22 protein-coding genes are annotated in these 21229 nt (G+C 62.2%); 8 read left to right on the top strand and 14 right to left on the bottom strand.

Features of this window, described 5'->3' with window-relative positions; all coding sequences use genetic code 11:
- Nucleotides 1-16: 16 nt before the first annotated feature.
- Both CO657_RS00340 and CO657_RS00335 read right to left on the bottom strand, forming a co-directional pair.
- A complete protein-coding gene (locus CO657_RS00340; protein ID WP_054182013.1) occupies nt 17-787 on the bottom strand; it encodes an isocitrate lyase/PEP mutase family protein in 771 nt (256 codons plus the stop codon).
- Nucleotides 784-1857: a bifunctional transcriptional activator/DNA repair enzyme AdaA gene (locus CO657_RS00335; RefSeq protein WP_054182014.1), complete on the bottom strand. Its 1074-nt coding sequence runs from the start codon at nt 1855-1857 to the stop codon at nt 784-786. Before CO657_RS00335 ends, CO657_RS00340 begins: the two co-directional genes overlap by 4 nt.
- A 103-nt stretch (nt 1858-1960) precedes the next feature.
- Here CO657_RS00335 and CO657_RS00330 point away from each other — a divergent pair, with 103 nt between their 5' ends.
- Together CO657_RS00330 and CO657_RS00325 are read left to right on the top strand one after the other, a co-directional pair.
- Nucleotides 1961-2674 (top strand): pyrimidine 5'-nucleotidase, encoded by a 714-nt coding sequence (locus tag CO657_RS00330; protein ID WP_012556411.1) that lies wholly within the window; start codon nt 1961-1963, stop codon nt 2672-2674.
- 120 nt (nt 2675-2794) lie between these two features.
- Nucleotides 2795-3436 (top strand): EF-hand domain-containing protein, encoded by a 642-nt coding sequence (locus CO657_RS00325; protein WP_012556410.1) that lies wholly within the window; start codon nt 2795-2797, stop codon nt 3434-3436.
- 195 nt (nt 3437-3631) lie between these two features.
- Here CO657_RS00325 and CO657_RS00320 read toward each other — a convergent pair whose 3' ends face one another.
- Nucleotides 3632-4498: an LOG family protein gene (locus tag CO657_RS00320; RefSeq protein ID WP_012556409.1), complete on the bottom strand. Its 867-nt coding sequence runs from the start codon at nt 4496-4498 to the stop codon at nt 3632-3634.
- A gap of 193 nt (nt 4499-4691) precedes the next feature.
- Between CO657_RS00320 and dapD the strand changes: the two genes are divergently transcribed.
- From dapD to CO657_RS00305, 3 genes are all read left to right on the top strand, one after another.
- Nucleotides 4692-5552, top strand: coding sequence for a 2,3,4,5-tetrahydropyridine-2,6-dicarboxylate N-succinyltransferase (gene dapD / locus CO657_RS00315; protein ID WP_012556408.1), 861 nt, complete (start codon nt 4692-4694; stop codon nt 5550-5552).
- A gap of 99 nt (nt 5553-5651) precedes the next feature.
- Nucleotides 5652-6845 carry a succinyl-diaminopimelate desuccinylase gene (gene dapE / locus CO657_RS00310; protein ID WP_054182015.1) on the top strand — a complete coding sequence of 398 codons (1194 nt, stop codon included), beginning with the start codon at nt 5652-5654 and terminating at the stop codon, nt 6843-6845.
- Nucleotides 6832-7428, top strand: a complete 597-nt coding sequence (locus CO657_RS00305) for a hypothetical protein (RefSeq protein WP_003588938.1) — start codon at nt 6832-6834, stop codon at nt 7426-7428. The genes dapE and CO657_RS00305 overlap by 14 nt, the downstream gene beginning before the upstream one ends.
- A 6-nt stretch (nt 7429-7434) precedes the next feature.
- Here the strand turns inward: CO657_RS00305 and truA are convergent, their stop codons facing one another.
- The 5 genes from truA to def all read right to left on the bottom strand — a co-directional run bounded on the left by truA (nt 7435) and on the right by def (nt 10474).
- Nucleotides 7435-8235 carry a tRNA pseudouridine(38-40) synthase TruA gene (truA, locus tag CO657_RS00300; protein ID WP_054182016.1) on the bottom strand — a complete coding sequence of 267 codons (801 nt, stop codon included), beginning with the start codon at nt 8233-8235 and terminating at the stop codon, nt 7435-7437.
- Nucleotides 8235-9170, bottom strand: a complete 936-nt coding sequence (fmt, locus tag CO657_RS00295) for a methionyl-tRNA formyltransferase (RefSeq protein WP_054182017.1) — start codon at nt 9168-9170, stop codon at nt 8235-8237. The genes truA and fmt overlap by 1 nt, the downstream gene beginning before the upstream one ends.
- A gap of 20 nt (nt 9171-9190) precedes the next feature.
- Nucleotides 9191-9613, bottom strand: a complete 423-nt coding sequence (locus CO657_RS00290) for a type II toxin-antitoxin system VapC family toxin (protein ID WP_012556404.1) — start codon at nt 9611-9613, stop codon at nt 9191-9193.
- Entirely contained in the window at nt 9610-9894 is a 285-nt protein-coding gene (locus CO657_RS00285) for a plasmid stabilization protein (protein ID WP_054182018.1), read from the bottom strand. Before CO657_RS00285 ends, CO657_RS00290 begins: the two co-directional genes overlap by 4 nt.
- Nucleotides 9895-9958: 64 nt before the next feature.
- Nucleotides 9959-10474, bottom strand: a complete 516-nt coding sequence (gene def, locus CO657_RS00280; RefSeq protein ID WP_054182254.1) for a peptide deformylase — start codon at nt 10472-10474, stop codon at nt 9959-9961.
- Nucleotides 10475-10764: 290 nt separating this feature from the next.
- Between def and CO657_RS00275 the strand changes: the two genes are divergently transcribed.
- The 3 genes from CO657_RS00275 to CO657_RS00265 all read left to right on the top strand — a co-directional run bounded on the left by CO657_RS00275 (nt 10765) and on the right by CO657_RS00265 (nt 15577).
- Complete coding sequence (locus CO657_RS00275; RefSeq protein WP_012556401.1) at nt 10765-11988, top strand: DNA recombination protein RmuC; 1224 nt, start codon at nt 10765-10767, stop codon at nt 11986-11988.
- A gap of 51 nt (nt 11989-12039) precedes the next feature.
- The gene (locus CO657_RS00270; RefSeq protein WP_054182019.1) at nt 12040-12939 is read left to right on the top strand and encodes a ribokinase; all 900 of its coding nucleotides are present in this window, start codon (nt 12040-12042) and stop codon (nt 12937-12939) included.
- Between the two features lie 301 nt (nt 12940-13240).
- Nucleotides 13241-15577 (top strand): methyl-accepting chemotaxis protein, encoded by a 2337-nt coding sequence (locus CO657_RS00265; protein WP_012556399.1) that lies wholly within the window; start codon nt 13241-13243, stop codon nt 15575-15577.
- Nucleotides 15578-15649: 72 nt separating this feature from the next.
- Here the strand turns inward: CO657_RS00265 and ptsN are convergent, their stop codons facing one another.
- The 6 genes from ptsN to CO657_RS00235 form a co-directional block, all read right to left on the bottom strand.
- Complete coding sequence (gene ptsN, locus CO657_RS00260; protein ID WP_003570770.1) at nt 15650-16114, bottom strand: PTS IIA-like nitrogen regulatory protein PtsN; 465 nt, start codon at nt 16112-16114, stop codon at nt 15650-15652.
- 69 nt (nt 16115-16183) lie between these two features.
- On the bottom strand, nt 16184-16759 hold the full coding sequence (hpf, locus tag CO657_RS00255) for a ribosome hibernation-promoting factor, HPF/YfiA family (protein ID WP_003588952.1): 576 nt from the start codon (nt 16757-16759) through the stop codon (nt 16184-16186).
- A 293-nt stretch (nt 16760-17052) separates the two neighbouring features.
- On the bottom strand, nt 17053-17967 hold the full coding sequence (locus CO657_RS00250; RefSeq protein WP_054182020.1) for a DMT family transporter: 915 nt from the start codon (nt 17965-17967) through the stop codon (nt 17053-17055).
- Nucleotides 17968-18056: 89 nt separating this feature from the next.
- On the bottom strand, nt 18057-19619 hold the full coding sequence (rpoN, locus tag CO657_RS00245; RefSeq protein ID WP_054182021.1) for an RNA polymerase factor sigma-54: 1563 nt from the start codon (nt 19617-19619) through the stop codon (nt 18057-18059).
- Nucleotides 19620-19771: 152 nt separating this feature from the next.
- A complete protein-coding gene (gene lptB, locus CO657_RS00240; protein ID WP_003588955.1) occupies nt 19772-20548 on the bottom strand; it encodes an LPS export ABC transporter ATP-binding protein in 777 nt (258 codons plus the stop codon).
- Between the two features lie 40 nt (nt 20549-20588).
- Nucleotides 20589-21224, bottom strand: a complete 636-nt coding sequence (locus CO657_RS00235) for an LptA/OstA family protein (protein ID WP_003588956.1) — start codon at nt 21222-21224, stop codon at nt 20589-20591.
- Nucleotides 21225-21229: the final 5 nt, after the last annotated feature.

Here is a 21229-nt window from a genome sequence, read left to right as displayed (position 1 = left end):
CTCTGACATAGCGGCGTCAGAGCAGGCTATAAATCGCCGCCGCCTCCTGCTTCAGCTTTTCCATCATCGACCGGTAAGGTCCCGGGCCATAGCTGATGCGGCCGACGCCGAGCTTCGCCAGGGTTTTCACATCAGGGGCGCCCGCCCGCATCATGATATTGACCGGCAGCGACGATGCCGCGCAGATCTTTTCGATCAGGGCGGGATCGATCAGGCCGGGCACGAAGAAGCCGTTGCCGCCGGCCGCCGCATAGGCCCTGCCCCGCTCGATCGCCTCGTCGACCAGGCCGGCATGTTTGGCAAGATCGCCTTCGGCGAGGAAGAGATCGGTGCGGGCGTTGATGAAGAAGGGGATGTCTTTGCTGTCGGCCATGGCGCGAATGGCGCGGATGCGGGCCGCCTGGCTCTCGACCGGATAGAGCCCCTCGCCGGCGACCACCCGATCTTCGAAATTGATGCCGATGGCGCCGACCTCCACCAGCCTGGCGACATTGGCGGCCGCCCCCTCGGGCTCCGCCGAATAGGCGCCTTCGAAATCGACCGACAGCGGCAGGTCAATGACGGCGGTGATGGATTTTGCCGTCTCCACAAGCACCGGCATCGGGAGTTTTTCGCCATCGGCAAACCCGTGGGCCGCGGCGACCGACCAGCTTCCGGTCGCAAGCGCCTTGGCGCCGGCATCGGCAACCGCCTTCGCCGTGCCGGCATCCCAGATATTGTAGAGGACAATCGGATCGCCCTTCTTATGCAGCGCGTGGAATGCCTTGGCCTTTTCAGTCTGGTTCATGCTGTCTCCTCCATCTTTGCTTGCGTCCCGATCTTCTCTTCATGCCGCAGCAGCCACTGTTTGCGCCAGAGCCCGCCGCCGTAACCTGTGAGAGAACCATCCGCGCCGAGAATGCGATGGCAGGGCACGATGATGGCCAGCTGATTGGCGCCGTTGGCGCGGCCGACGGCCCGCACCACCTCCGGCCTTTCCATCTCCCGTGCCAGATCGCCATAGGCGCGCGTCTTGCCGACAGGGATTTCCATCAGCTTTGCCCAGACATGTTTCTCGAAGGGCGTGCCGCCAAGCGCCAGGGGCGTCGTGAAAACGGTGAGCCGGCCCTCGAAATAATTCCGGATCTCCGCCTCGATCTGATCGATGACGGGGGTGCGGCCGATTGCGACCGAGGAGCGGACGCGCTTCTGCAGCGCGTCGAGCTCGGTCGGCAGCGCCTTACGATCATGAAATTCGAGAAGATGCAGATGCGTCTTGTCGGCAACCGCGATCATCGGCCCGAGCGGGGTGTCGAACCAATCGGCAAAGAGCAGTTCGCGGTTTTGCGAAAGCGCCGGCGCCTGGCCGACGAGCCGCTGAAATGCCGTGCGGAAGCCGCTCGGAGACTCGTATCCGGCGTCGATCTGCGCATCGATGACGCGCGCCCCGTCGGCGAGTTGCCGGGCCGCTTCGCCGAGCCTGATATAGCGGACGATGTCATGGAAAGTCATGCCGAGCGCCCGCTTGAAGGCGCGGCGCACCGTCGAGGGATCATGGCCGCGGCGGACAATCTCCTCCTCGGTCCAGCGAACCTCCGGCTGAGCGTCGAGTGCCGCAAGCAGCTCGTCGACGATCGGCTCCCTGCCCGGCTGTTCCAGCGGCCTGCAGCGCCGGCAGGGGCGAAAGCCGGAATGCATGCAGGCGGCAATAGTCTCGAAGAACAGAGTATTTTCCCGCTTCGGTTTCCGCGCCGGACAGGTCAGCCGGCAGAAGATGCCCGTCGTCTTGACGCAGACATAGGCCTGGCCCTCGTAATCGGCGCTGCGCGCGATCAGGGCGTCATAGAGCGTATCATCGTCGGGGCGTTCGAAAAGCATATCGGCTTTCTAGCATCCCGCGCATGGGCCGTCCGCCGAAAATCGGGCGTCTATTTTATTCTTGTCGATTTCCTTGCGCCCGCACCCATGCCATAAGACCGCCATGACAAAGATCGACCGCACGCCTGATAAAGCCGATTTCGCGCACGTCACAGACTGGGTCTTCGACCTCGACAACACGCTCTATCCGCATCACGTCAATCTCTTCGCGCAGATCGACAAGAATATGACCGCCTATGTCGCGGCCCTGTTGCAGATGGAGCGGGAAGAGGCGCGCAAGCTGCAGAAGCAATATTACCTCGAGCACGGCACGACGCTGCAGGGGCTGATGATCCATCACGGCATCGACCCGAACGACTTCCTCGAAAAGGCGCATGCGATCGACTACACGGCGCTGACGCCGCAGCCGGAACTCGGCGCGGCGATCAAGGCGCTGCCCGGGCGTAAGTTCATCTTTACCAATGGCAGTGTCAAACATGCGGAAATGACGGCCGGTGCGCTCGGCATTCTCGAGCATTTCGACGACATCTTCGATATCGTCGCCGCCGACTATGTGCCGAAGCCGGCGCAGGCGACCTACGACAAGTTCACGGCGTTAAAACGCGTCGAAACCAGCAAGGCGGCGATGTTCGAGGATCTGCCGCGCAATCTGACGGTGCCGAAGGCGCTCGGCATGCAGACCGTTCTGCTGGTGCCGCGCAATCTGGAAGAGACGCTCGTCGAATGGTGGGAGAAGACCAGCGGCGAAGAGGATCATATCGACTTCGTCACCGACGACCTCGCCGCCTTTCTCGGCAAGATTACCGCTCCGGGCTAAGTTTTAGCCGGCTGGCGGCATTACCAAAGTTTCATTCAGCTTACCGATGTTTAACTGGGTCTTTCCGGCCCGCTGCCGTAGCTTTCTTCGTGAGGGGACACCTCACGAAAGGCAAATACGATGTACCGCAACAAGCTGATACTGGCAGCGCTTTCCTCCACCCTCATCTTCGGCGCAGCCGCCGGGGCAGGCTATGCCGCACCCGGTGACGGGCCGCGCCAGCACGCCGGCATGCACGGTCCACACGGTCCAGGATCTGCCGCCTTCCGCGAAATCACCTATGTCAGAATGCTCAAGCAGTTCGACGCCAACAAGGACGGCAAGGTCTCCAAAGAAGAAGCGACCGCCGGCCTCGACAAGGTATTCGCAGCAATCGACACCAATAATGACGGCTCGCTGACACCCGGCGAAATCAGCGCATACCAGAAGACGCAGATGCAGGCGATGAGAGATCAGCGCAAGCAGGAGGCCGGCGACAACAAGGGGGATACCGCAGCTGCGACGCCGGACAATGACGACCAGGAACGGCCGCCACGCGACGGTCACGGCGGCCATGATGGTCGTGACGGGCATCGCTGGATGCGCCACGGCGGCACCTTCATGCGCGCCTCGATGATGATGCACCGGGTCGATACCGACCAGAACGGCCAGATTTCCAAGCAGGAAGCCGTTGCCGCCTTCGACAAGCTGTTTGCGCGGATGGACAGCAACAAGGACGGCGTCATCTCGATCGACGACATGCCGGACCGGCCGCTGCTCTAGAGCAATTCCAGGAAAAGTGTGAAGCGGTTTTCCGTCCGGAATTGCGTTAAAACAAAAGCTTAGAGCGGTTCTGCGCTTCCGTGAAAAGCTGAACCGCTCTAAGGCTGCTGCTGTAAGGCCGGGCGAACCGTTGCCTCCGCTCTTTCCCCGCCCGGCGGGGAAAGAGCCACGTCTCACGAACGGGACGGCGAGCCGCTATTCGCGATGCTCATAGAAATTCTGGATGATCTTCCACGCGGCTTCGGCCGTATCGACGAAGCTGATCAGCTTGACGTCGTCGGGCGCGATCGTGCCGAATTCCGCCAAAGCGTCGAAATTGATGATGTTGCGCCAGAAGGCTTCGCCGAAGAGGATCAGCGGCAGCCGCTCCATGCGGCCGGTCTGGATCAGCGTCAGGCATTCGAAGAATTCGTCGAGCGTTCCAAAGCCGCCGGGAAAGACGGCGATCGCCTTGGCGCGCACCATGAAATGCATCTTGCGAATGGCAAAATAGTGGAAGTTGAAGCTGAGCTCCGGCGTCACATAGGCGTTCGGCGCCTGTTCGTGCGGCAGCACGATGTTGAGGCCGATCGACGGCGCGCCTTCGTCGGTCGCGCCGCGATTGCCCGCCTCCATGACGCCGGGGCCGCCGCCGGTGACGATGACATATTCGTGGAAATCGAAGCTTGCCGAATATTTCGAGCAGAGCCGGGCGAATTTGCGCGCCTCGTCATAATAGACGGAGGCCGCCTCCAGATTGACGCGCTGGATATCGTTGCGGGCAGCCCAGGCACTCTGGCCGGGGGCGGGAATACGGGCGCCACCGAACATGACGACGGTCGACTTGATGCCGCGCTCGGTCAGCATCATTTCCGGCTTCATCAGTTCCAGCTGCAGGCGGATCGGCCGCAGCTCCTCGCGGCAGAGGAAATCCTCGTCGACATAGGCAAGGCGGTAGGCGGGCGACATCGTCTGCGGCGTCTTCGGCACAGCCTCGGCGCGCTGCCTGTCGGTCGAGCTGCTCTTCAGCGGGTCCCATACGCCGTCCTTGCGCCGCGACCCGCCGTTTCGTCCCTTCGCCATGTCGAAATGCCTTTCAGTCTTGCCGGCTTCAAAGCCGGATATGTCGCTATAACGCCTTGAATCCAAGTATGATCTTGTTGGAAAAATCATTCCGTTCTACGGCTGCATGCTGTAGAGCAGGATAAATCCCTGCCAACCGCATTCCGGAGACTCCGCCGTCTCCACGATAAAGATCGAAGTTTAAGGAATTCTCATGAGCGCCACCGACCTCGCATCCCTCGAAAAGACCATCGAAGCCGCCTTCGACAATCGCGACAATGTGAACACGTCGACCAAGGGCGAAGTTCGCGATGCGGTCGAAGCAGCGCTCGACCTGCTCGATGCCGGCAAGGTTCGTGTCGCAACACGCGGCGCCGACGGCGCCTGGACGGTCAATCAGTGGCTGAAGAAGGCCGTGCTCCTGTCCTTCCGCCTCAACGACATGGACGTGGTCAAGGGCGGCTCGGGCAATTCCACCTGGTGGGACAAGGTGCCTTCGAAATTCGAGGGCTGGGGCGAGAACCATTTCCGCGCCGCCGGCTTTCGCGCCGTGCCGAACTGCGTCGTGCGCCGCTCGGCCTATATCGCCCCGAACGCCATCCTGATGCCCTCCTTCGTCAACCTCGGCGCCTATGTCGGCGAAGGCACGATGGTCGACACCTGGGCGACGGTCGGCTCCTGCGCGCAGATCGGCAAACATGTGCATCTCTCCGGCGGCGTCGGCATCGGCGGCGTGCTGGAGCCGATGCAGGCCGGCCCGACGATCATCGAAGACAATTGCTTCATCGGCGCCCGCTCCGAGGTGGTCGAAGGCTGCATCGTCCGCGAAGGCTCGGTGCTCGGCATGGGCGTCTTTATCGGCAAGTCGACCAAGATCGTCGACCGCGCCACCGGCGAAGTGAGCTACGGCGAAGTGCCGCCCTATTCGGTCGTCGTCGCCGGCTCGATGCCGTCGGGCAATGCGACCATGGGCAACGGCAAGCCGGCGCCGCATCTCTACTGCGCCGTCATCGTCAAACGCGTCGATGAACAGACCCGATCCAAGACCGGCATCAACGAGCTGCTCAGAGATTGATGACACCAGGACATTGATCCGGTAAACAGGCGGCGTCTTTTACGCGAGGCGCCGCCGCCTTGCCATGTCTTTGCCATTCCCGCCGGATAGTTCGACGCCATGACCGCTACCGATCCCGTCGCCAATCTTCAGACGCTGATTCGCTGCCCCTCGGTAACTCCAGCCGAAGGTGGCGCCCTGTCGGCGCTCGACGCTATGCTTGCGCCGCTCGGCTTCACCGTCGACAAGGTGAAAGCGAGCGAAGCGGGAACCGCCGATATTGAAAACCTCTATGCCCGTCTCGGCAAGGACGGCCCGCATCTGATGTTTGCCGGCCATACCGATGTCGTGCCGGTCGGCGACGAGGCCGCCTGGACCCATCCGCCCTTTGCGGCCGAGATATCGAAGGGCGAGCTCTTCGGCCGCGGCGCCGTCGACATGAAGGGCGGCATTGCCTGCTTCGTCGCCGCCGTCGCCCGCCATATCGAAAAGAACGGGCCGCCCAAGGGCTCGATTTCCTTCCTGATCACCGGCGATGAGGAAGGCCCGGCAATCAACGGCACAATCAAGCTCCTGCAGTGGGCGGCCGAACGCGGCGAACGCTGGGATGCCTGCCTGGTCGGCGAGCCCACCAATCCGGACAGGCTCGGCGACATGATCAAGATCGGCCGGCGCGGCTCGCTGTCGGGCAAGATCACCGTGCACGGCGTCCAGGGTCATGCCGCCTATCCGCATCTTGCCGACAATCCGGTGCGCGGCATGCTGCAGCTGACGCAGGCGCTGATGGATCCGCCCTTCGACGGCGGCACCAACGATTTCCAGCCCTCGAACCTCGAGGTGACCACGGTCGATGTCGGCAATCCGGCGACCAACGTCATTCCGGCCAAGGCATCGGCCAGCTTCAACATCCGCTTCAACGACAGCTGGACGGCCGAGACGCTGCGCGCCGAAATCCTGCGGCGCCTCGACACCGCCGCCGGCGACGGCCGGCTGCGGCCGGGCCGCGAACCGGTGAAATACGATATCGTCTGGGCCGACCGGCCGAGCCATGTCTTTCTGACCCGCAACAATGCCCTGATCGCCTCGCTGTCCTCAGCCGTCGAAGGTGTGACCGGCCGCTCGCCGGCGCTTTCGACCACCGGCGGCACGTCGGATGCACGCTTCATCAAGGATTATTGCCCGGTCGTCGAGTTCGGCCTCGTCGGCCAGACGATGCACATGGTCGACGAGCGCGTCGCCGTTTCCGATCTGGAGACGCTGACGGCGATCTACGAGACCTTCATTGCCCACTGGTTCGCCAATGCCGGGGCTTAGGGAAGTCCAATACTATCTGGCAGGCCTCTGGCTGCTGATCCGGCTGGATCCGCGCGGCTTCCGCTACCTCGATTTGTCCGAGCGCGGCGTCAACCGCTCTTTCTGGGCGATCGCCTGGTGCCTGCCGCCGATGGGCATTTCCTGGCTCTGGTGGCGGCAGGTCTTTCTGCGGTCGATGCCGCCGGAAGCCGATGTCGGCTTTGCCTTCTATCTCAGGCTCGGCTTCGTCGAGCTCGCCAACTGGTTCGTGCCGCTGGTTTTTGCCGGACTGCTGCTGCTTGCCTTCCGTATGGGTGAGCGTTTCGCCCCTGTCGTCGTCAGCGTCAACTGGCTCGGCGTGCCGCTCTCCTATATCAACGGACTGCTGCTGGCGATGGTGGTCTTCCTTCCCGGCTCCGTCGGCCTTGTCTCGCTGCTGCTGCTCGCCTTCATGCTGGCGCAGGTCTTCGTGCTGGCGCGCATCCTGCGGATGATCTGCCATGGTCACCCGCTGATGGTCGGGGCGATGACGCTGGTGCTGCTGGTGCCATCGATGATCCTTTCGGAATATCTGCAGCACTTCCTCGGCATCTATCCGGTGTGATCGCGCTTACGATTGATCGTCATCGGTCTCGCTGACCGGCCTGCGCCGGTCGACGATCACCTCAGGATAATCCACCTGCAGGAAATAGAGCCCGTCGGGCGGCGCCACCGGGCCGCAGGCCTTGCGGTCTCGCGCCGCAAGGGCGGCCTCGACATCGTCAGGCGTCCATTTGCCTTCGCCGGCGAGTTTCAGCGTTCCGGCGAAGGAGCGGATCTGGTTGTGTAGAAAACTCTGCGCCGTGGCGCGGATCTCGATCAGCTCGCCGTTGCGCGTCACATCCAGCCGGTCGAGCGTGCGCACGGGGCTGTTTGCCTGGCAGTGGGCGGCGCGGAAGGTGGAGAAATCGTGCCGGCCGACCAGCCTCTGGGCGGCGGCGTGCATGACCTCGTGGTCGAGCACCTTCGGCACCCACCAGGCCTTGCCGGCTTCAAGCGCCAGCGGCGCCTTGCGGCTGACGATGCGATAGAGATAATGGCGGCGCAGCGCCGAGAAACGGGCATCGAAGAATTCCGCAACCGCCTCGACATCGAGAATGGAAACACGCTCGCCGGCAAGCCTCAGATGCGCGTTCAAGGCATTCTGCAGCTGGTACGGCGACCATGCCTTCGACAGGTCGGCATGGATCACCTGGCCCATGGCGTGGACGCCGGAATCGGTGCGGCCGGCGCCGCGGATCGAAACGGTCTCGCCGGTCAGCGACAGCACTGCGGCTTCGATCGCGCCCTGTACCGAGGGGCCGTTCTCCTGCCGCTGCCAGCCGACATAGGGGCCGCCGTCATATTCGACGGTCATGCGGAAACGCGGCATCAGGAAAGCCTCGTGCCGGCGGCAAGCGGCGTGCCCCTGAGGAAATCGGCCGCCGCCAGCGGCTTGCCGCCTGCCTTCTGCAGCCTGGTAAGCCTCACAGCACCGGAGGCGCAGGCGACCACGAGATCGTCGCTCAGCAATTGCCCGGCAGGCCCCTCGCCTTCACCAAGCTCCGAGCCGAGCACCTTCACGCGCTCCGATTTGCCGCCGATTTCGAGCTCGAACCAGGCGCCGGGAAATGGCGCAAGACCACGGATATGATTGTGCACATCCAGGGCAGGCCTGGCGAAATCGATGCGGGTTTCGGCCTTGTCGATCTTGGCAGCATAGAGCACACCATCTTGCCGCTGCGGCGTCAGCGGCAGGTCTTTCATTTCAAGCTTCACCATGGCTTCCGCCATCGCCTTGGCACCGACGTGCATCAGCCGGTCGTGCAGCTCGCCTGCCGTCATGTTCGGGCCGATCTCGACTGTTCGGGTCAGCGCCACGGCGCCGGTATCGAGGCCCTTGTCCATCTTCATCACCATCATGCCGGTTTCCGCATCACCCGCCATGATCGCCCGCTGGATGGGTGCTGCACCCCGCCAGCGGGGCAGCAGCGAGGCGTGGCCGTTATAGCAGCCGTCGCGGGTGCCGTTCAAAACCGCCTCCGGCAGCAGCAATCCATACGCAACGACGACGGCGACATCGGCCTTGAGGGCGGCAAACCTCTCGCGCTCCTCGGGATCTTTGAAATTGACCGGTGTGAAGACCGGCAGGCCGAGCAGCTCGGCCGCCTGATGCACCGGCGATTTCTGCAGATCGAGCCCGCGCCGCCCGCCCGGCCGCGGCGGCTGCGTGTAGACGGCGACGATCCTGTGCCCGGCATCGACGAGCAGGCGCAGGGTCGGAACCGAGAACTCGGGGGTTCCCATGAAAATGATGCTAAGCGACATTCTATCTCGCCAATTGAGGATCAGCCGTCTTCAAACGGGTTTACGAGCTTGAGATCAAGCCCCTCGAAATCTCTGGTGTTGCGGGTCGCGAGTGTGGCGCCGTTTGCAAGGCAGATGGCGGCAATCATCGCATCCTGGACCGAAATCGGCCGCCCCAAGCTTTCGCGTTTCGCCCGCAAGCGACCGGTTGCCATTGCGGCTTCCAGATCCCAGCCGGCGATACGGTCGCGAAACTGGCCTTTTACCAAATTCTCGATGGCGCGAAAGAAGCGGTCCGATCCCGTTTTCAAGAGAACTCTTTCGGCTCCGTAGATCTGCTCCATCAAGCCGACGGTGCAAAGCCAGATTCTCGAGCCGTCCTGCCGCAACATCCAGGCCTTTAAATTTTCATTCGGCAATGGCCGGGCGAACTCGGAAACCACATTGGTATCGAGAACGATCATTCGAAATCCTCGAACGGCCGGCCGAAATCCTTTTTCCGCGCGACTTCGATTTCGTCCATCATGGCCGCAAATTCATCGTCTACGGCGTTCTCGCTTACGAAAGCGGCGCGTATTGCGTTATAGACCGTTGCGGTCTCGGGCTTCGCTCCGGTCTTTCGGTGAAGCGCTTCCCGCAAAAGCTCCTTGGCCTCGCCCGAAAGACTGTTTCCGCTGCGCTGGGCCGCTTCCGCAATGTCTCGCTTCATTGCTTCGGAAATATTTCTGATCAGCAGGTCACCCATCGGCACCTCCATTATGATATCAGTGATATCATAATGCCTCGCCAACGAAATTTCAATGCGATGCTCAGAGCGCCTTGGACTTTGCCGCCTTGGTGAACTTCTTGATCACCATCTCCCGCTTCAGCCGCGAGATATAATCGATGAACAGTACGCCGTTCAGATGGTCGATCTCGTGCTGCAGGCAGGTGGCGAGCAGGCCATCGGCTTCCACCGTCTGTTCCTTGCCGTTCCGGTCGAGAAATTTGACCGAGACGACAGCGGGGCGTTCGACCTCGGCATAATAATCCGGGATAGACAGGCAGCCTTCCTCATAGACCGAGCGCTCGTCGGAGGATTTGACGATCTCCGGGTTGATGAAGACCTGCGGCTGCTTTTCCTCGCCCTCGCGCGACACGTCGATGACCAGCATGCGGCGCGGCACGCCGATCTGGATCGCCGCAAGGCCGATGCCCGGCGCGTCGTACATGGTTTCCAGCATATCGTCGGCAAGACGCTGCAGATCGGCATCGACCCGCTCGATCGGCTTGGAGGCCTGGCGGAGAATAGGATCGGGAAGAATGATGAGTGGCTTGATGGTCATGGCGTTCCCATAACCCATCTTTTCCGACTATGGAATTATCCGGCAGGCGGGGAAGACGCTTTTTTGCATCCCCGCCCGGAATTTCGCCATATTCGCCGCGGGCCGCTGGCCGAGCTGGCAGACTTTTGAGCCAGGACGGCACAATCCTCGCCGACACGCGAAATCGTTCGATCGAGCCGCAATTTTCCGCAGGCGCCGGCAGGAGCCGCTGCCTGCGAGGATATTGGGGACCGCCAATTCCGTTCACGTTTTGATCTATATATTGCCGTCTCTTCTGGTATGGTTGCGGCATGTCCGTCAATTCCGATTCGTTCACTCTGTCGTTTGCCTCGATCAGCCCGGCCATGCTGGCGCTTGCCGGCGGCATTCTCCTGGCCCTCATCCTTCTGGTCATCGTGCTTCTGCTGCGGGGCGCAAGTCTTCGCCGCGAGCAGGCCGAGGAAGCGAGTTTTCGCGCTGGAGAAAGCGAGGCGCGCATGGCCGAGCTTCTGAAGATCCAGGCGGAGATGCAAGGCCGTATCGCGGCGATGACCGAAGTCTTCGGCGCGCGGCAGAGCGAGCTCAACCAGGCGATCAGCCAACGCCTCGACGGCATGTCGCAGCGCGTCAACTCGACGATCACCGAGCAGACCAAATCGACGCATGAGAATCTGCAGCGGCTGCAGGAGCGGCTGGCGGTGATCGATGCGGCGCAGAACAATATTCAGACGCTTGCCAAGGATGTCGTCGGGCTGCAGGCCATTCTGTCCAACAAACAGACGCGCGGCGCCTTCGGCCAGTCGCGAATGGAAACCATCGTTGCCGACGGCCTGCCGATGGGCGCCTATGCCTTTCAGCAGACGCTGTCGAACGGCTCCCGGCCGGACTGCACGATCCGCATGCCGAACGGCGCGCCGCCGCTGGTGATCGATGCGAAATTTCCGCTCGAAGCCTGGAACGCGATCCGCGACGCCGGCAGCCCGGAGGCCGGCAAGATCGCCGGCCAGCAGTTCCGCCGCGACATGGAGGTCCATATAAGGGACATTTCCGAGAAATACCTGATCCAGGGGGAAACCCAGGATACGGCCTTTCTCTTCGTGCCGTCGGAATCGATCTTCGCCGAGATCCACGAAAACTTCGAGCCGGTGGTGCAGAAGGCGCACCGCGCGCGCATCGTCATCGTCTCGCCGTCGCTGCTGATGCTGTCGATCCAGGTGATCCAGGCCGTGCTCAAGGATCAGCGCATGCGGGCGCAGGCGCATCTGATCCAGGGCGAAGTGGCGATCCTGATGGACGATCTCGGCCGCCTCGATGAGCGGGTGCGCAAGCTGCAGGGCCATTTTGCCATGGCGCAGAAGGATATCGACATGGTCGTTACCTCGGCCGACAAACTGACCAAGCGCGGCGCCAAGATCGAAGCGCTGGAATTCGAGGCCGGCGGCGACAGCAAACCGGGCCGCGACGCCGAACCCGCAGCCAAATCGGTGGAAAGCCGCACCGGTCTTCTCAAGCTCAGGGTGGTTGACGAAGAGTGACCGCTTCGGGCAGTGTCTCGCCCGCATGCGCCAAAGGACGGGACACCCCTGATGATCACAGTTTTCGGGTCCATCAACATGGATCTCATCGCCACCACCGAACGTCTGCCGAAGCCCGGCGAGACGGTGGCCGGCAATGGTTTTGCCACCGCTGCCGGCGGCAAGGGCGCCAACCAGGCGCTGGCCGCGCGGCGCGCCGGCCGCTATGTCCATATGGCCGGCGCTGTCGGCAAGGATAGCTTCGCCGCCGATGCCCTTGCCCTGCTCGATGATGCGGGAACCGATCTTTCTCTGGTCAAGCATGTCGACGGTCCCACCGGCACGGCGCTGATCCTTGTCGGCGGCGACGGCGAAAACATGATTGCCGTCGTTCCCGGCGCCAATGGCCTGGTCACCCCCAACGATGCCGAGACGGCAATCGGCGGCATGACGGAAGGCGATATCCTGATGCTGCAGTTCGAAGTGCCGGCCGATGCCATCGAACGCGCGCTCTCGGCCGCCCGCGCCAAGGGCGTCACCAGCATCCTCAACCTTGCTCCCTTGATTCCCGATGCGCCGCGTCTTGGCCGGCTTGCCGATATCGTCATTGCCAATGAGACCGAGTTCGAGCGGCTCGCCGGACAGGACGGCATGGACACACCAGCGCGCGAAGCAGCCCTGACACGACTGCATGCCGAAACCGGCCAGACGCTGATCGTGACGCTTGGCGGCGACGGCGTCATCGCCATCCGCGACGGGGCGATCTCAAGGGCGCAGGGTCTGAAGATCGAACCGGTCGACACGGTCGGCGCCGGTGACACTTTCTGCGGCTATTTCGCAGCGAGCCTCGACGAGGGCCTGGATTTTGCCTCGGCGCTGCGCCGTGCCGCCGTTGCCGGTTCACTCGCCTGCCTCAAATCCGGGGCACAGCCTTCGATCCCTCGGGGTGAGGACGTCGTAGCCAGGATATAAGCCGCGTCTCTTTGCGAAGCCGCCGGCAGAGCCCTTAATTTTAAGGGGAATTCTTGCCTTTTTGCCGCGGCCCACGGCTCAAGTTTCATTCAAATTTAACAGATCCGCGGCGATGTTGCTGCTGGTCGCCGGTGACACATGCCTTTGATCCGGCGTCCACTGCATAATTCAAATGCTGCGGCGTCCTTTGCGCGTCTTTAAAAGATGCACCGCGCTGCAGGCGGCGGCTCCATGACGGGGCGATGCCTTCGCTCCTGCGCCGGAGAATGCCCGTTCGGCGCATCCTTGCCCGAGGATTCCCATGTCCATTTTCCGCATGAAATCGCTTGCTGCGAAACTCATCGTCATCACCGGCATCGCCATCGCGCTTGTCCTTGTCGTTTCGAACTTTTTCCTCATCGGCCAGACCCGGGACCGCGTCCAGACGCTGACGATGGATCAGGCGAACCTCGAGGCGAAAGCGATCGCCAATGAAATCGCCGCCAATGTCGGCGAACTCGCCAGCGCCGCACGCACCATGTCCGGCGTCATCGGCCGCGGCCATGAAGGCAAATCGCTCGATCGCAAGGGCATGATCAACGTGCTGAAGGCCAATCTCGAACAGAACGCCTTCGCCTTCGGCAGCTGGTTCTGCGAACAGCTCGGCGCGCTTGACGGCAAGACCACCGAGATCGCCAACAACAATGATGAGGGCACGAACAAGAACGGCGCGTTTGCGCCCTACTGGTCGAAAACCAAGGACGGCGGCATCCAATATTCGACGTTCGACAATGATTATACCGCCGAATGGTGGAAGCTCGCCGCCGACAGCGGCAAGGGCGCGATCACCACGCCTTATATGGCCGAAGGTACCGACGTTCCGACGCTGTTGACCTCGATCGCCTATCCCGTGATGTCAGGTGGCAAGATGATCGGCGTCGGCGGCGTCGACATCTCGCTGAAATCGCTGACCGACAAGCTGCAGGCGCTGCATCCCTTCGGCTCGGGCCGCGTCACGCTGCTGTCGCAGACCGGCAACTGGATCGTCGCGCCGATCCCCGACCTGATGACCAAGCAGTATGACGGCGAAGGCGCCGACACCGTCAAATCGGCGCTGTCGAGCAAACAGCCAGGCCTCGTCAGGAACCTCACCTATGACGGCCTCGATCCCTTCGACCGTGTCGTCTATCCGTTCGCGGTTCCCGGCGTCAACGCCACCTGGATCGTGCTCGTCGATGTGCCGCATACGGCGATCAACGCACCGGTGCAGGATCAGACCACCATGATGATCGTCAACGGCCTGATCGTGCTCGGCGCGGTGATGCTGGCGCTCTATTTCGCCGTCCGCTCGCTGGTGCAGCGGCCGCTCGGCGGGCTGGTTGCCAGCGTCGAAGCGCTCGGTGACGGCAAGTATGACGAGCCGGTCGCCGCCCAGGACCGTACCGACGAAATCGGTTCGGTCGCCAAGGCACTCGAAGGCTTCCGCTTCACGCTCGCCGACAGCCGTCGTCTCGAAGACGAGGCCGCCAGGGAGCGGCAGGCGGCGGAGACCGAGCGCGGCCGTTCGGAATCGGAACGCCAGCAATCGGTATCGCTGCAGCGCCATATCGTCTCGATCGTCGGCACCGGCCTTTCGGCGCTGTCGCAAGGCAATCTCAGCCACCGCATCACCGATGATTTCCCCGGCGAATACGGCAAGCTGAAACAGGACTTCAACGCCGCCCTTGCGAGCCTCGAAGAAACCATCAATACGATGAACCTCAGCGTCGCCAATATCGGCTTGGGCACCGGCGAAATCAGCAACAGCGCCTCCGACCTCGCCAAGCGCACCGAACAGCAGGCGGCAAGCCTGGAGGAGACGGCGGCGGCGCTCAACGAACTCACCGCCCAGGTCGATTCCAGCGCCGACAACGCCCGTACGGCCGCCGACAACGTCAACCTCGCCTGCCAGGATGCCGAAAAGTCCGGCGAAGTGGTGCAGAAGGCGATCGCCTCGATGCAGGGCATCGAACAGTCTTCGACGGAAGTTTCGAGGATCATTAGCGTCATCGACGAGATCGCCTTCCAGACCAACCTGCTGGCGCTGAACGCCGGTGTCGAGGCGGCGCGTGCCGGGGAAGCCGGCAAGGGCTTTGCCGTCGTCGCCCAGGAGGTGCGCGAACTGGCGCAGCGTTCGGCCAATGCCGCCAAGGAAATCAAGACGCTGATCAACACCTCGGCCGTCCAGGTCAAGGAAGGCGTCGATCTCGTCGGGCGAGCCGGCGGCACGCTGCACAAGATCGCCGAACAGGTGATGAGCATCAACGATCTCATCCGGCAGATCTCGGCATCGGCCAGCGAACAGGCCGTCGGCCTGAAGGAGATCAACCAGGCCATGAACCAGATGGACCAGGTGACGCAGCAGAATGCGGCGATGGTGGAGGAAGCAACGGCCGCCAGCGTCGCCCTCAACGACGAGGCACAGACGCTGAAGGCGCTTGCTACCCGTTTCAGGGTCGCAGGCTCGAGCAATGCCGCAGCACTGACCTCGGTTGCCCAGCAGATGCGGGCGCCGACTGCCTCGGCCGCTTCGCCGCATGCCACCCCCGCGGTCCGCCGTGCGGCAGCGCCATCGCGCGGTTCGGCTGCCGTGGCGCAGGATAGCTGGGAAGAGTTCTGAGCATCAGGTCCTTACCATGCAAAAGGCGCCGGGATGAGCCGGCGCCTTTTGCATTTCAGGGATGAATGACGCTCAGGCAGCGTTCGACGTCTGCTCTTCGTTGAGGAAGGCGTAGATTGCCGAAGCGGAATCAGTAGCGCGCAGCTTGGCGACCAGATCGTGATCGCGCAGCACGCGGGCGATCCGCGACAGGGCCTTGAGATGATCGGCGCCCGCACCTTCCGGCGCCAGCAGCAGGAAGACGAGGTCGACAGGCTGGTCGTCCAGGGCTTCGAAATCGACCGGCTGCTCCAGCCGGGCGAAGATGCCGACGATCGAATGGATGTTGACCAGCTTGCCGTGGGGAATGGCGATGCCGTTGCCGACGCCGGTCGAGCCAAGGCGTTCGCGCTGCAGGATGACGTCGAAGATCTCCCGTTCGGAGAGCCCGGTGATCCTGGCGGCTCTTGCGGCCAATTCCTGAAGCAACTGTTTCTTGGAATTTACTCTGAGGGCGGGAATGATCGCATCCTGATGGAGCAAATCTGCCAATGCCATTTCTTTTTCCTTCTGTCGCCGGGATCAAATGCAACGAGCGGCGGCGATACCGCCGCTCACCGCCTGATCTCAGCCTTTGATATTGGCTGAATCGATCCAGCCAATATTTCCGTCGTGCCGACGGTAAACGATGTTCAAGTGTTCCTTGCCGGGGCTGCGGAACAGGAGAAGCGGCTCGTCGGTCATGTCGAGCGCCATCACGGCGGTGGCGACCGACATGGTCTTCAGCTGCTTCGTGCTTTCGGCGACGATGGCGGGCGCGAAATCGTCGGGGATTTCATCCTCGTGGTCAGGAACGGAATCCATGACCGTGTAGGAGACTTCTGCAAAACCGTTCAGATGGTTTCCGGCATGATGGTCCTTCAGCTTGCGCTTGTAGCGGCGCAGGCGCTTTTCGATGCGCTCCGAGGCGGCGTCGAAAGCCAGCAGCGGGTCCGTCGCCTCGCCGGCCGCATGCAGCACCACCCCACTGTCGAGATGAAGCTTGCAGTCTGCCGAGTAACGAGAACTCGCCTTTTCCACGGTCACCTGACCCGAATATCCCCCGTCGAAGTATTTCGTGATGGCCATACCAATTTGGTCCTCGATCTTTTGACGGAACGAGTCACCAATTTCCATATGTTTACCGGACACACGCACACTCATGGAGTTTCCCTTCTTATCGTCGTTTGCGGGTATCAGTTTACGCCAAGCCTCAGGTTCATCCAAGCACTTCGCGCAATCTCAAGCAAGATCGGCGTCAGCCTGCTGGTCCTTGGTGCCCTTCTGATGCTGGGGATAACTCCAGACGCCGTTTGCGGCATCGATTGCGGCGGGCTTCTAGCCAGCCGCCGTTGAAAAGTCAATAGGGCGAAAAATCGGCATCACTAATACACGCGAAGCACGCAGCGAAAACACGGAAATTACAGCATATTTCATCGGCCGCTTGCCAATGGTTTCTAGTGGATTCTCGCTGTGGTTGCTCTAACCCGCGCAGGGATCGTCATGGCTGCGACACCGAAAATGACGCAAACGAGTCCAATCCAGGCCGTCGGACTCAGCCTTTCGCCGAGGAAAACGATACCGATCGCGACACCGATCGGCACCCTGAGATAGGCTTGCGACGTCGTTCCGACCGAGCCCAACGTTTGGACGAGACGGAAATAGATCGCAAAGGCAAGCGCCGTCGAAAAGGCGGAAAGAGCCAGCAGCGCCAGAATCGATGCGGCCGAGGGATCGAGCGTCCACGGCCGGTCGACGAGGAGGCTGACCGGCAAGAGAATGACGGCGCCCGAGATCAACGAGCCGGCCGCCGGCACGGCGGGATCGAGCCCCTTGAAATTCTTGCTGAAAATTGCCGCACCGGCGTAGCAGGCGGTCGCCAGGATGATGGCGAGCTGCGCCATCAGGCTTTTGCCGAGACCGCCGAGCACCTCGACGCCGATGACCAGGCAGATGCCGGCAAGCCCTGATATCACGCCGAAAAGCTTTCGCGCCGTCACCTGCTCATGGCGGGCTATCAGCACGGTCAGCAGGAAGGTGAAGATCGGCGTTGCCGAATTGAGGATCACCGCCAGCCCGGCATCGACGGATTGTTCCGCCCAGGCAATCAGCGTGAAGGGAATGACGCTGTTCAGACAGGCCTGAACGACAAACCGCCGCCACGTCTCGCCGTCAGTCGGCAGGCGGATTCGCCGGTAGCGAAGGACGATAAGCAGGATGCCGCCGGCAATCAGCGTGCGGACGGCGATCAAAGTCACCGGCGGGATCGTCTCGACACCGATCTTGATGAAAGTATAGGAGGACCCCCAGAGGGTCGCCAGCGCCAGCAGCAGGAGAAGCTCCCTGGCAAGCTTCGGATTTTGCGGCGTCATGGTCGGCTTTCCCCAGTTCGTTGAAGACGTCGGAGAGATAACGGGGATTTGGAGCTGGATGCTTCGATCAAGACCGAAGCATTGCGGCGTCAGAAACCGGCGACCTTGGCGAGCGCGCGTTTTTCGCGGCGCCGCTGGACCGAGGAGGCGATGTTCATAGCCTCGCGGTATTTGGCAACCGTGCGGCGGGCGAGATCCACACCGCCCTTCTTCAGCATGTCGACGATATCGTCGTCGGAAAGCACCGCGTCAGGGCTCTCCTGCATGATCAGCGCGCGGATCTTGTGACGCACCGCCTCGGCCGAATGGCTGTCGCCGCCGGCAACCGCGCTGATCGAGACGGTGAAGAAATATTTGAGCTCGAAGAGGCCGCGCGGCGTCAGCATGTATTTGTTCGAGGTGACGCGGCTGACGGTGGATTCGTGCATCTTGATCGCCTCGGCGACCGTCTTCAGGTTCAGCGGGCGCAGGTGGTCGACGCCATTCAGCAGGAAGGCATCCTGCTGGCGGACGATCTCACTTGCCACCTTCATGATGGTTTTTGCCCGCTGGTCGAGGCTGCGCGTCAGCCAGTTGGCGCTCTGCAAGCATTCGGAAAGGAAGGCGTGATCGTCGCCATTCTTGGTCACCCGGGCAAAATAGGACTGGTTGACCAAGACGCGCGGCAGCGTATCCGGATTGAGCTCGACCAGCCAGCCGCCCTCGAGGGAAGGCCGGACGACCACATCGGGCATGATCGCTTCGGAAACGCCGGTCTCGAAACCGCTGCCGGGCTTGGGATTGAGCTGCCGGATTTCGCCGAGCATATCGAGAAGGTCTTCCTCATCAACGCCGCAGAGCCGCTTCAGCGTGGCAAAATCGCGCCGCGCCAGCAGTTCGAGATTTTCGACCAGCGCCTGCATGGCGGGGTCGTACCGGTCCTTCTGCCTGAGCTGGATCGCCAGGCATTCCGAGAGGCTGCGGGCGAAAACCCCGGGCGGATCGAGCGTCTGAAGGGCGGCAAGCACACGCTCGGCCGCAGTCAGGCTCGTGCCCAGCCGCTCGCCGGTCTCGACGAGATCGACTTGCAGATAACCAGCATCGTCGAGCTGATCGACGAAGTTCTGGGCAATCAGCCGATCGGCCATGTCGGGCAGGACGAAGGGGATCTGCTGGGCGAGATGATCGCGCAGCGACACCTGGCCGGCGACGAAATCGTCGAGATCGTAATCGGCGCCCTCGCCGCCGCTGCCTGGCATCGATTTCCACTGGCCGACGAGTTCGGGCGCATCGAGGCGCTGCGGCGCGCCGTCATCGGGATAGACATTGGTATAGTTGGCGTCGAGCTCGTCGTTCAGCCGGCTGGTGCTGGCACTGCCGCCATTGTCGTACCAGTCGCTGGAGAGCGCGTCGGTGCGGTTGTCGTAGCCGTCGTCCGAGCCCGCATCTTCCGGAGAATGACCATAGGGCTCGTCCTCGGATTCGCCGCGTTCGGCGCCCGCCTCGCCGTCATTCGACGGAAATTCGAGCAGCGGGTTCTTCTCCACTTCCTGGGCGATGAACTGAGTGAGTTCGACATGGGTCATCTGCAGCAGCTGGATGGATTGCATCAGCTGCGGTGTCATCACCAGCGATTGGTTCTGGCGCAGGAAAAGACTGGCGGACAGTGCCATGACGGACGCGAAACTCCCTCAATTCCTCCGGGAAACCGCGTCCGATCAAGGCTTCAGGCCACGGAAATCCAACTTGGCCCAAAAATTGCTCTTTTGTTGTATTTGGTCAAGCGGAACTATGCCGCAAGGTGAATTTCTGAAGGATCGGCCGTTCAGAGGCTGAAATTATCGCCGAGGTAAAGCCGGCGCACTTCCGGATTGTTGACGATGTCATTCGCCCGGCCATGGGTCAGCACTTCACCGGCATGGATGATGTAGGCCCGGTCGATCAGGCCCAGCGTCTCGCGCACATTGTGGTCGGTGATGAGAACGCCGATGCCGCGCGCCGTCAGGTGGTGGACGAGATTCTGGATGTCGGCGACCGAGATCGGGTCGACGCCGGCGAAGGGCTCGTCGAGCAGCATGAAGGTCGGGTCGGTCGCCAGGGCGCGGGCGATTTCGAGACGGCGGCGCTCACCGCCCGACAGGGCAACTGCCGCACTCTTGCGCAGCTTCTGGATATGGAATTCTTCCAGCAGCTCGTTCAGCTTCTGCTCGCGCTCGGCCTTATCCTTGACGTGCACTTCAAGGACGGCGCGGATATTTTCTTCCACCGTCAGGCCGCGGAAGATCGAGGCTTCCTGCGGCAGGTAACCGACGCCGAGGCGGGAGCGGCGGTACATCGGCATTTTCGTGACGTCGTTGCCGTCGATCTCGATCGTGCCTTCATCCACCGGCACGAGGCCGGTGATCATGTAAAAACAGGTGGTCTTGCCGGCGCCGTTCGGGCCGAGCAGGCCGACGGCCTCGCCACGGCGCACCACCAGCGAGACGCCATTGACGACGCGCCGCGTCGCATAGGTCTTCGTCAGACCGCGTGCGATCAACGTTCCCTGATAGCGGCTTTTGTCGGCGCCGCCCGCAGCTTGTGGCTCGGGCTGGCCGAACATGGTGGATAGCGATGATAATTTCACGTGGGAGGCCGGCTTCTCAGTTCTGCTTCTGCTGCGCATTCGGCTGCGATTTTGGATCGAGCTGAATCTGGACACGCCCGCCGCAGCTTTCAAGCTCCGCCTGACCGGTTTGCATGTGAACGGTCAGTTTGCAGCCGGTAAAGACGTTCGGCCCATCCGACAGAATAACCTTGTTGCCCTGATCCGCCGTGAGGATGAATGTCTGCGAGGCCATATCGAATTTGCCGTCATCGGCGGTCGCCGTCTGCGTGCCCGATGTCAGCAGGACCTTGTCGGTCACCAGGATCTTGTCGATATCGGCGCTGCCCGATGCCAGCGAGGCCGACTGCTGCGGCTGGGCGGCCGGCTGCGTGCCGTCGGCGGCCGGCTTTGCCGCCTTGTCCTTGTAATAGACGGTCATCTTGCCGGACTGCATCGTCGTCGTCCCCTGGACGACCTTGACCTTGCCGGTGAACAAAGCGGTGTGTTCCTGATCGTGGATTTCCAGCTTGTCGCTTTCGATCTGGATCGGCTGGTCGTTGGAAAGCTTCATGCCCGACATCGTGGCCGCCTGCTGCGCGCCCGCGCCCGAGGCCGTCAGAACAAGGGCAAATGCGCCGGCAATGAACGCCAAGCCAGTCTTGCAAGTGGAAATGCGACAATCTTTTGTCATGGATG

This window comes from Rhizobium acidisoli (assembly GCF_002531755.2).
Classification (GTDB): domain Bacteria; phylum Pseudomonadota; class Alphaproteobacteria; order Rhizobiales; family Rhizobiaceae; genus Rhizobium; species Rhizobium acidisoli.
Note: the sequence above shows the minus strand (reverse complement) of the source record. Positions and strands in the feature narration are given on the sequence as shown.

Excerpts from the sequence above, each read along its gene's own strand:
- CO657_RS00265 (WP_012556399.1), top strand. The coding sequence starts at position 13,241 with ATGTCCATTTTCCGCATGAAATCGCTTGCTGCGAAACTCATCGTCATC.
- fmt (WP_054182017.1), bottom strand. The coding sequence starts at position 9,170 with ATGTCGCTTAGCATCATTTTCATGGGAACCCCCGAGTTCTCGGTTCCG.
- CO657_RS00290 (WP_012556404.1), bottom strand. The coding sequence starts at position 9,613 with ATGATCGTTCTCGATACCAATGTGGTTTCCGAGTTCGCCCGGCCATTG.
- truA (WP_054182016.1), bottom strand. The coding sequence starts at position 8,235 with ATGCCGCGTTTCCGCATGACCGTCGAATATGACGGCGGCCCCTATGTC.
- dapE (WP_054182015.1), top strand. The coding sequence starts at position 5,652 with ATGACCGCTACCGATCCCGTCGCCAATCTTCAGACGCTGATTCGCTGC.
- CO657_RS00270 (WP_054182019.1), top strand. The coding sequence starts at position 12,040 with ATGATCACAGTTTTCGGGTCCATCAACATGGATCTCATCGCCACCACC.
- ptsN (WP_003570770.1), bottom strand. The coding sequence starts at position 16,114 with ATGGCATTGGCAGATTTGCTCCATCAGGATGCGATCATTCCCGCCCTC.
- CO657_RS00305 (WP_003588938.1), top strand. The coding sequence starts at position 6,832 with ATGCCGGGGCTTAGGGAAGTCCAATACTATCTGGCAGGCCTCTGGCTG.
- CO657_RS00335 (WP_054182014.1), bottom strand. The coding sequence starts at position 1,857 with ATGCTTTTCGAACGCCCCGACGATGATACGCTCTATGACGCCCTGATC.
- CO657_RS00340 (WP_054182013.1), bottom strand. The coding sequence starts at position 787 with ATGAACCAGACTGAAAAGGCCAAGGCATTCCACGCGCTGCATAAGAAG.
- CO657_RS00285 (WP_054182018.1), bottom strand. The coding sequence starts at position 9,894 with ATGGGTGACCTGCTGATCAGAAATATTTCCGAAGCAATGAAGCGAGAC.
- def (WP_054182254.1), bottom strand. The coding sequence starts at position 10,474 with ATGACCATCAAGCCACTCATCATTCTTCCCGATCCTATTCTCCGCCAG.
- CO657_RS00275 (WP_012556401.1), top strand. The coding sequence starts at position 10,765 with ATGTCCGTCAATTCCGATTCGTTCACTCTGTCGTTTGCCTCGATCAGC.
- CO657_RS00320 (WP_012556409.1), bottom strand. The coding sequence starts at position 4,498 with ATGGCGAAGGGACGAAACGGCGGGTCGCGGCGCAAGGACGGCGTATGG.
- dapD (WP_012556408.1), top strand. The coding sequence starts at position 4,692 with ATGAGCGCCACCGACCTCGCATCCCTCGAAAAGACCATCGAAGCCGCC.
- hpf (WP_003588952.1), bottom strand. The coding sequence starts at position 16,759 with ATGAGTGTGCGTGTGTCCGGTAAACATATGGAAATTGGTGACTCGTTC.
- CO657_RS00325 (WP_012556410.1), top strand. The coding sequence starts at position 2,795 with ATGTACCGCAACAAGCTGATACTGGCAGCGCTTTCCTCCACCCTCATC.
- rpoN (WP_054182021.1), bottom strand. The coding sequence starts at position 19,619 with ATGGCACTGTCCGCCAGTCTTTTCCTGCGCCAGAACCAATCGCTGGTG.
- CO657_RS00330 (WP_012556411.1), top strand. The coding sequence starts at position 1,961 with ATGACAAAGATCGACCGCACGCCTGATAAAGCCGATTTCGCGCACGTC.
- CO657_RS00250 (WP_054182020.1), bottom strand. The coding sequence starts at position 17,967 with ATGACGCCGCAAAATCCGAAGCTTGCCAGGGAGCTTCTCCTGCTGCTG.
- CO657_RS00235 (WP_003588956.1), bottom strand. The coding sequence starts at position 21,224 with ATGACAAAAGATTGTCGCATTTCCACTTGCAAGACTGGCTTGGCGTTC.
- lptB (WP_003588955.1), bottom strand. The coding sequence starts at position 20,548 with ATGTTCGGCCAGCCCGAGCCACAAGCTGCGGGCGGCGCCGACAAAAGC.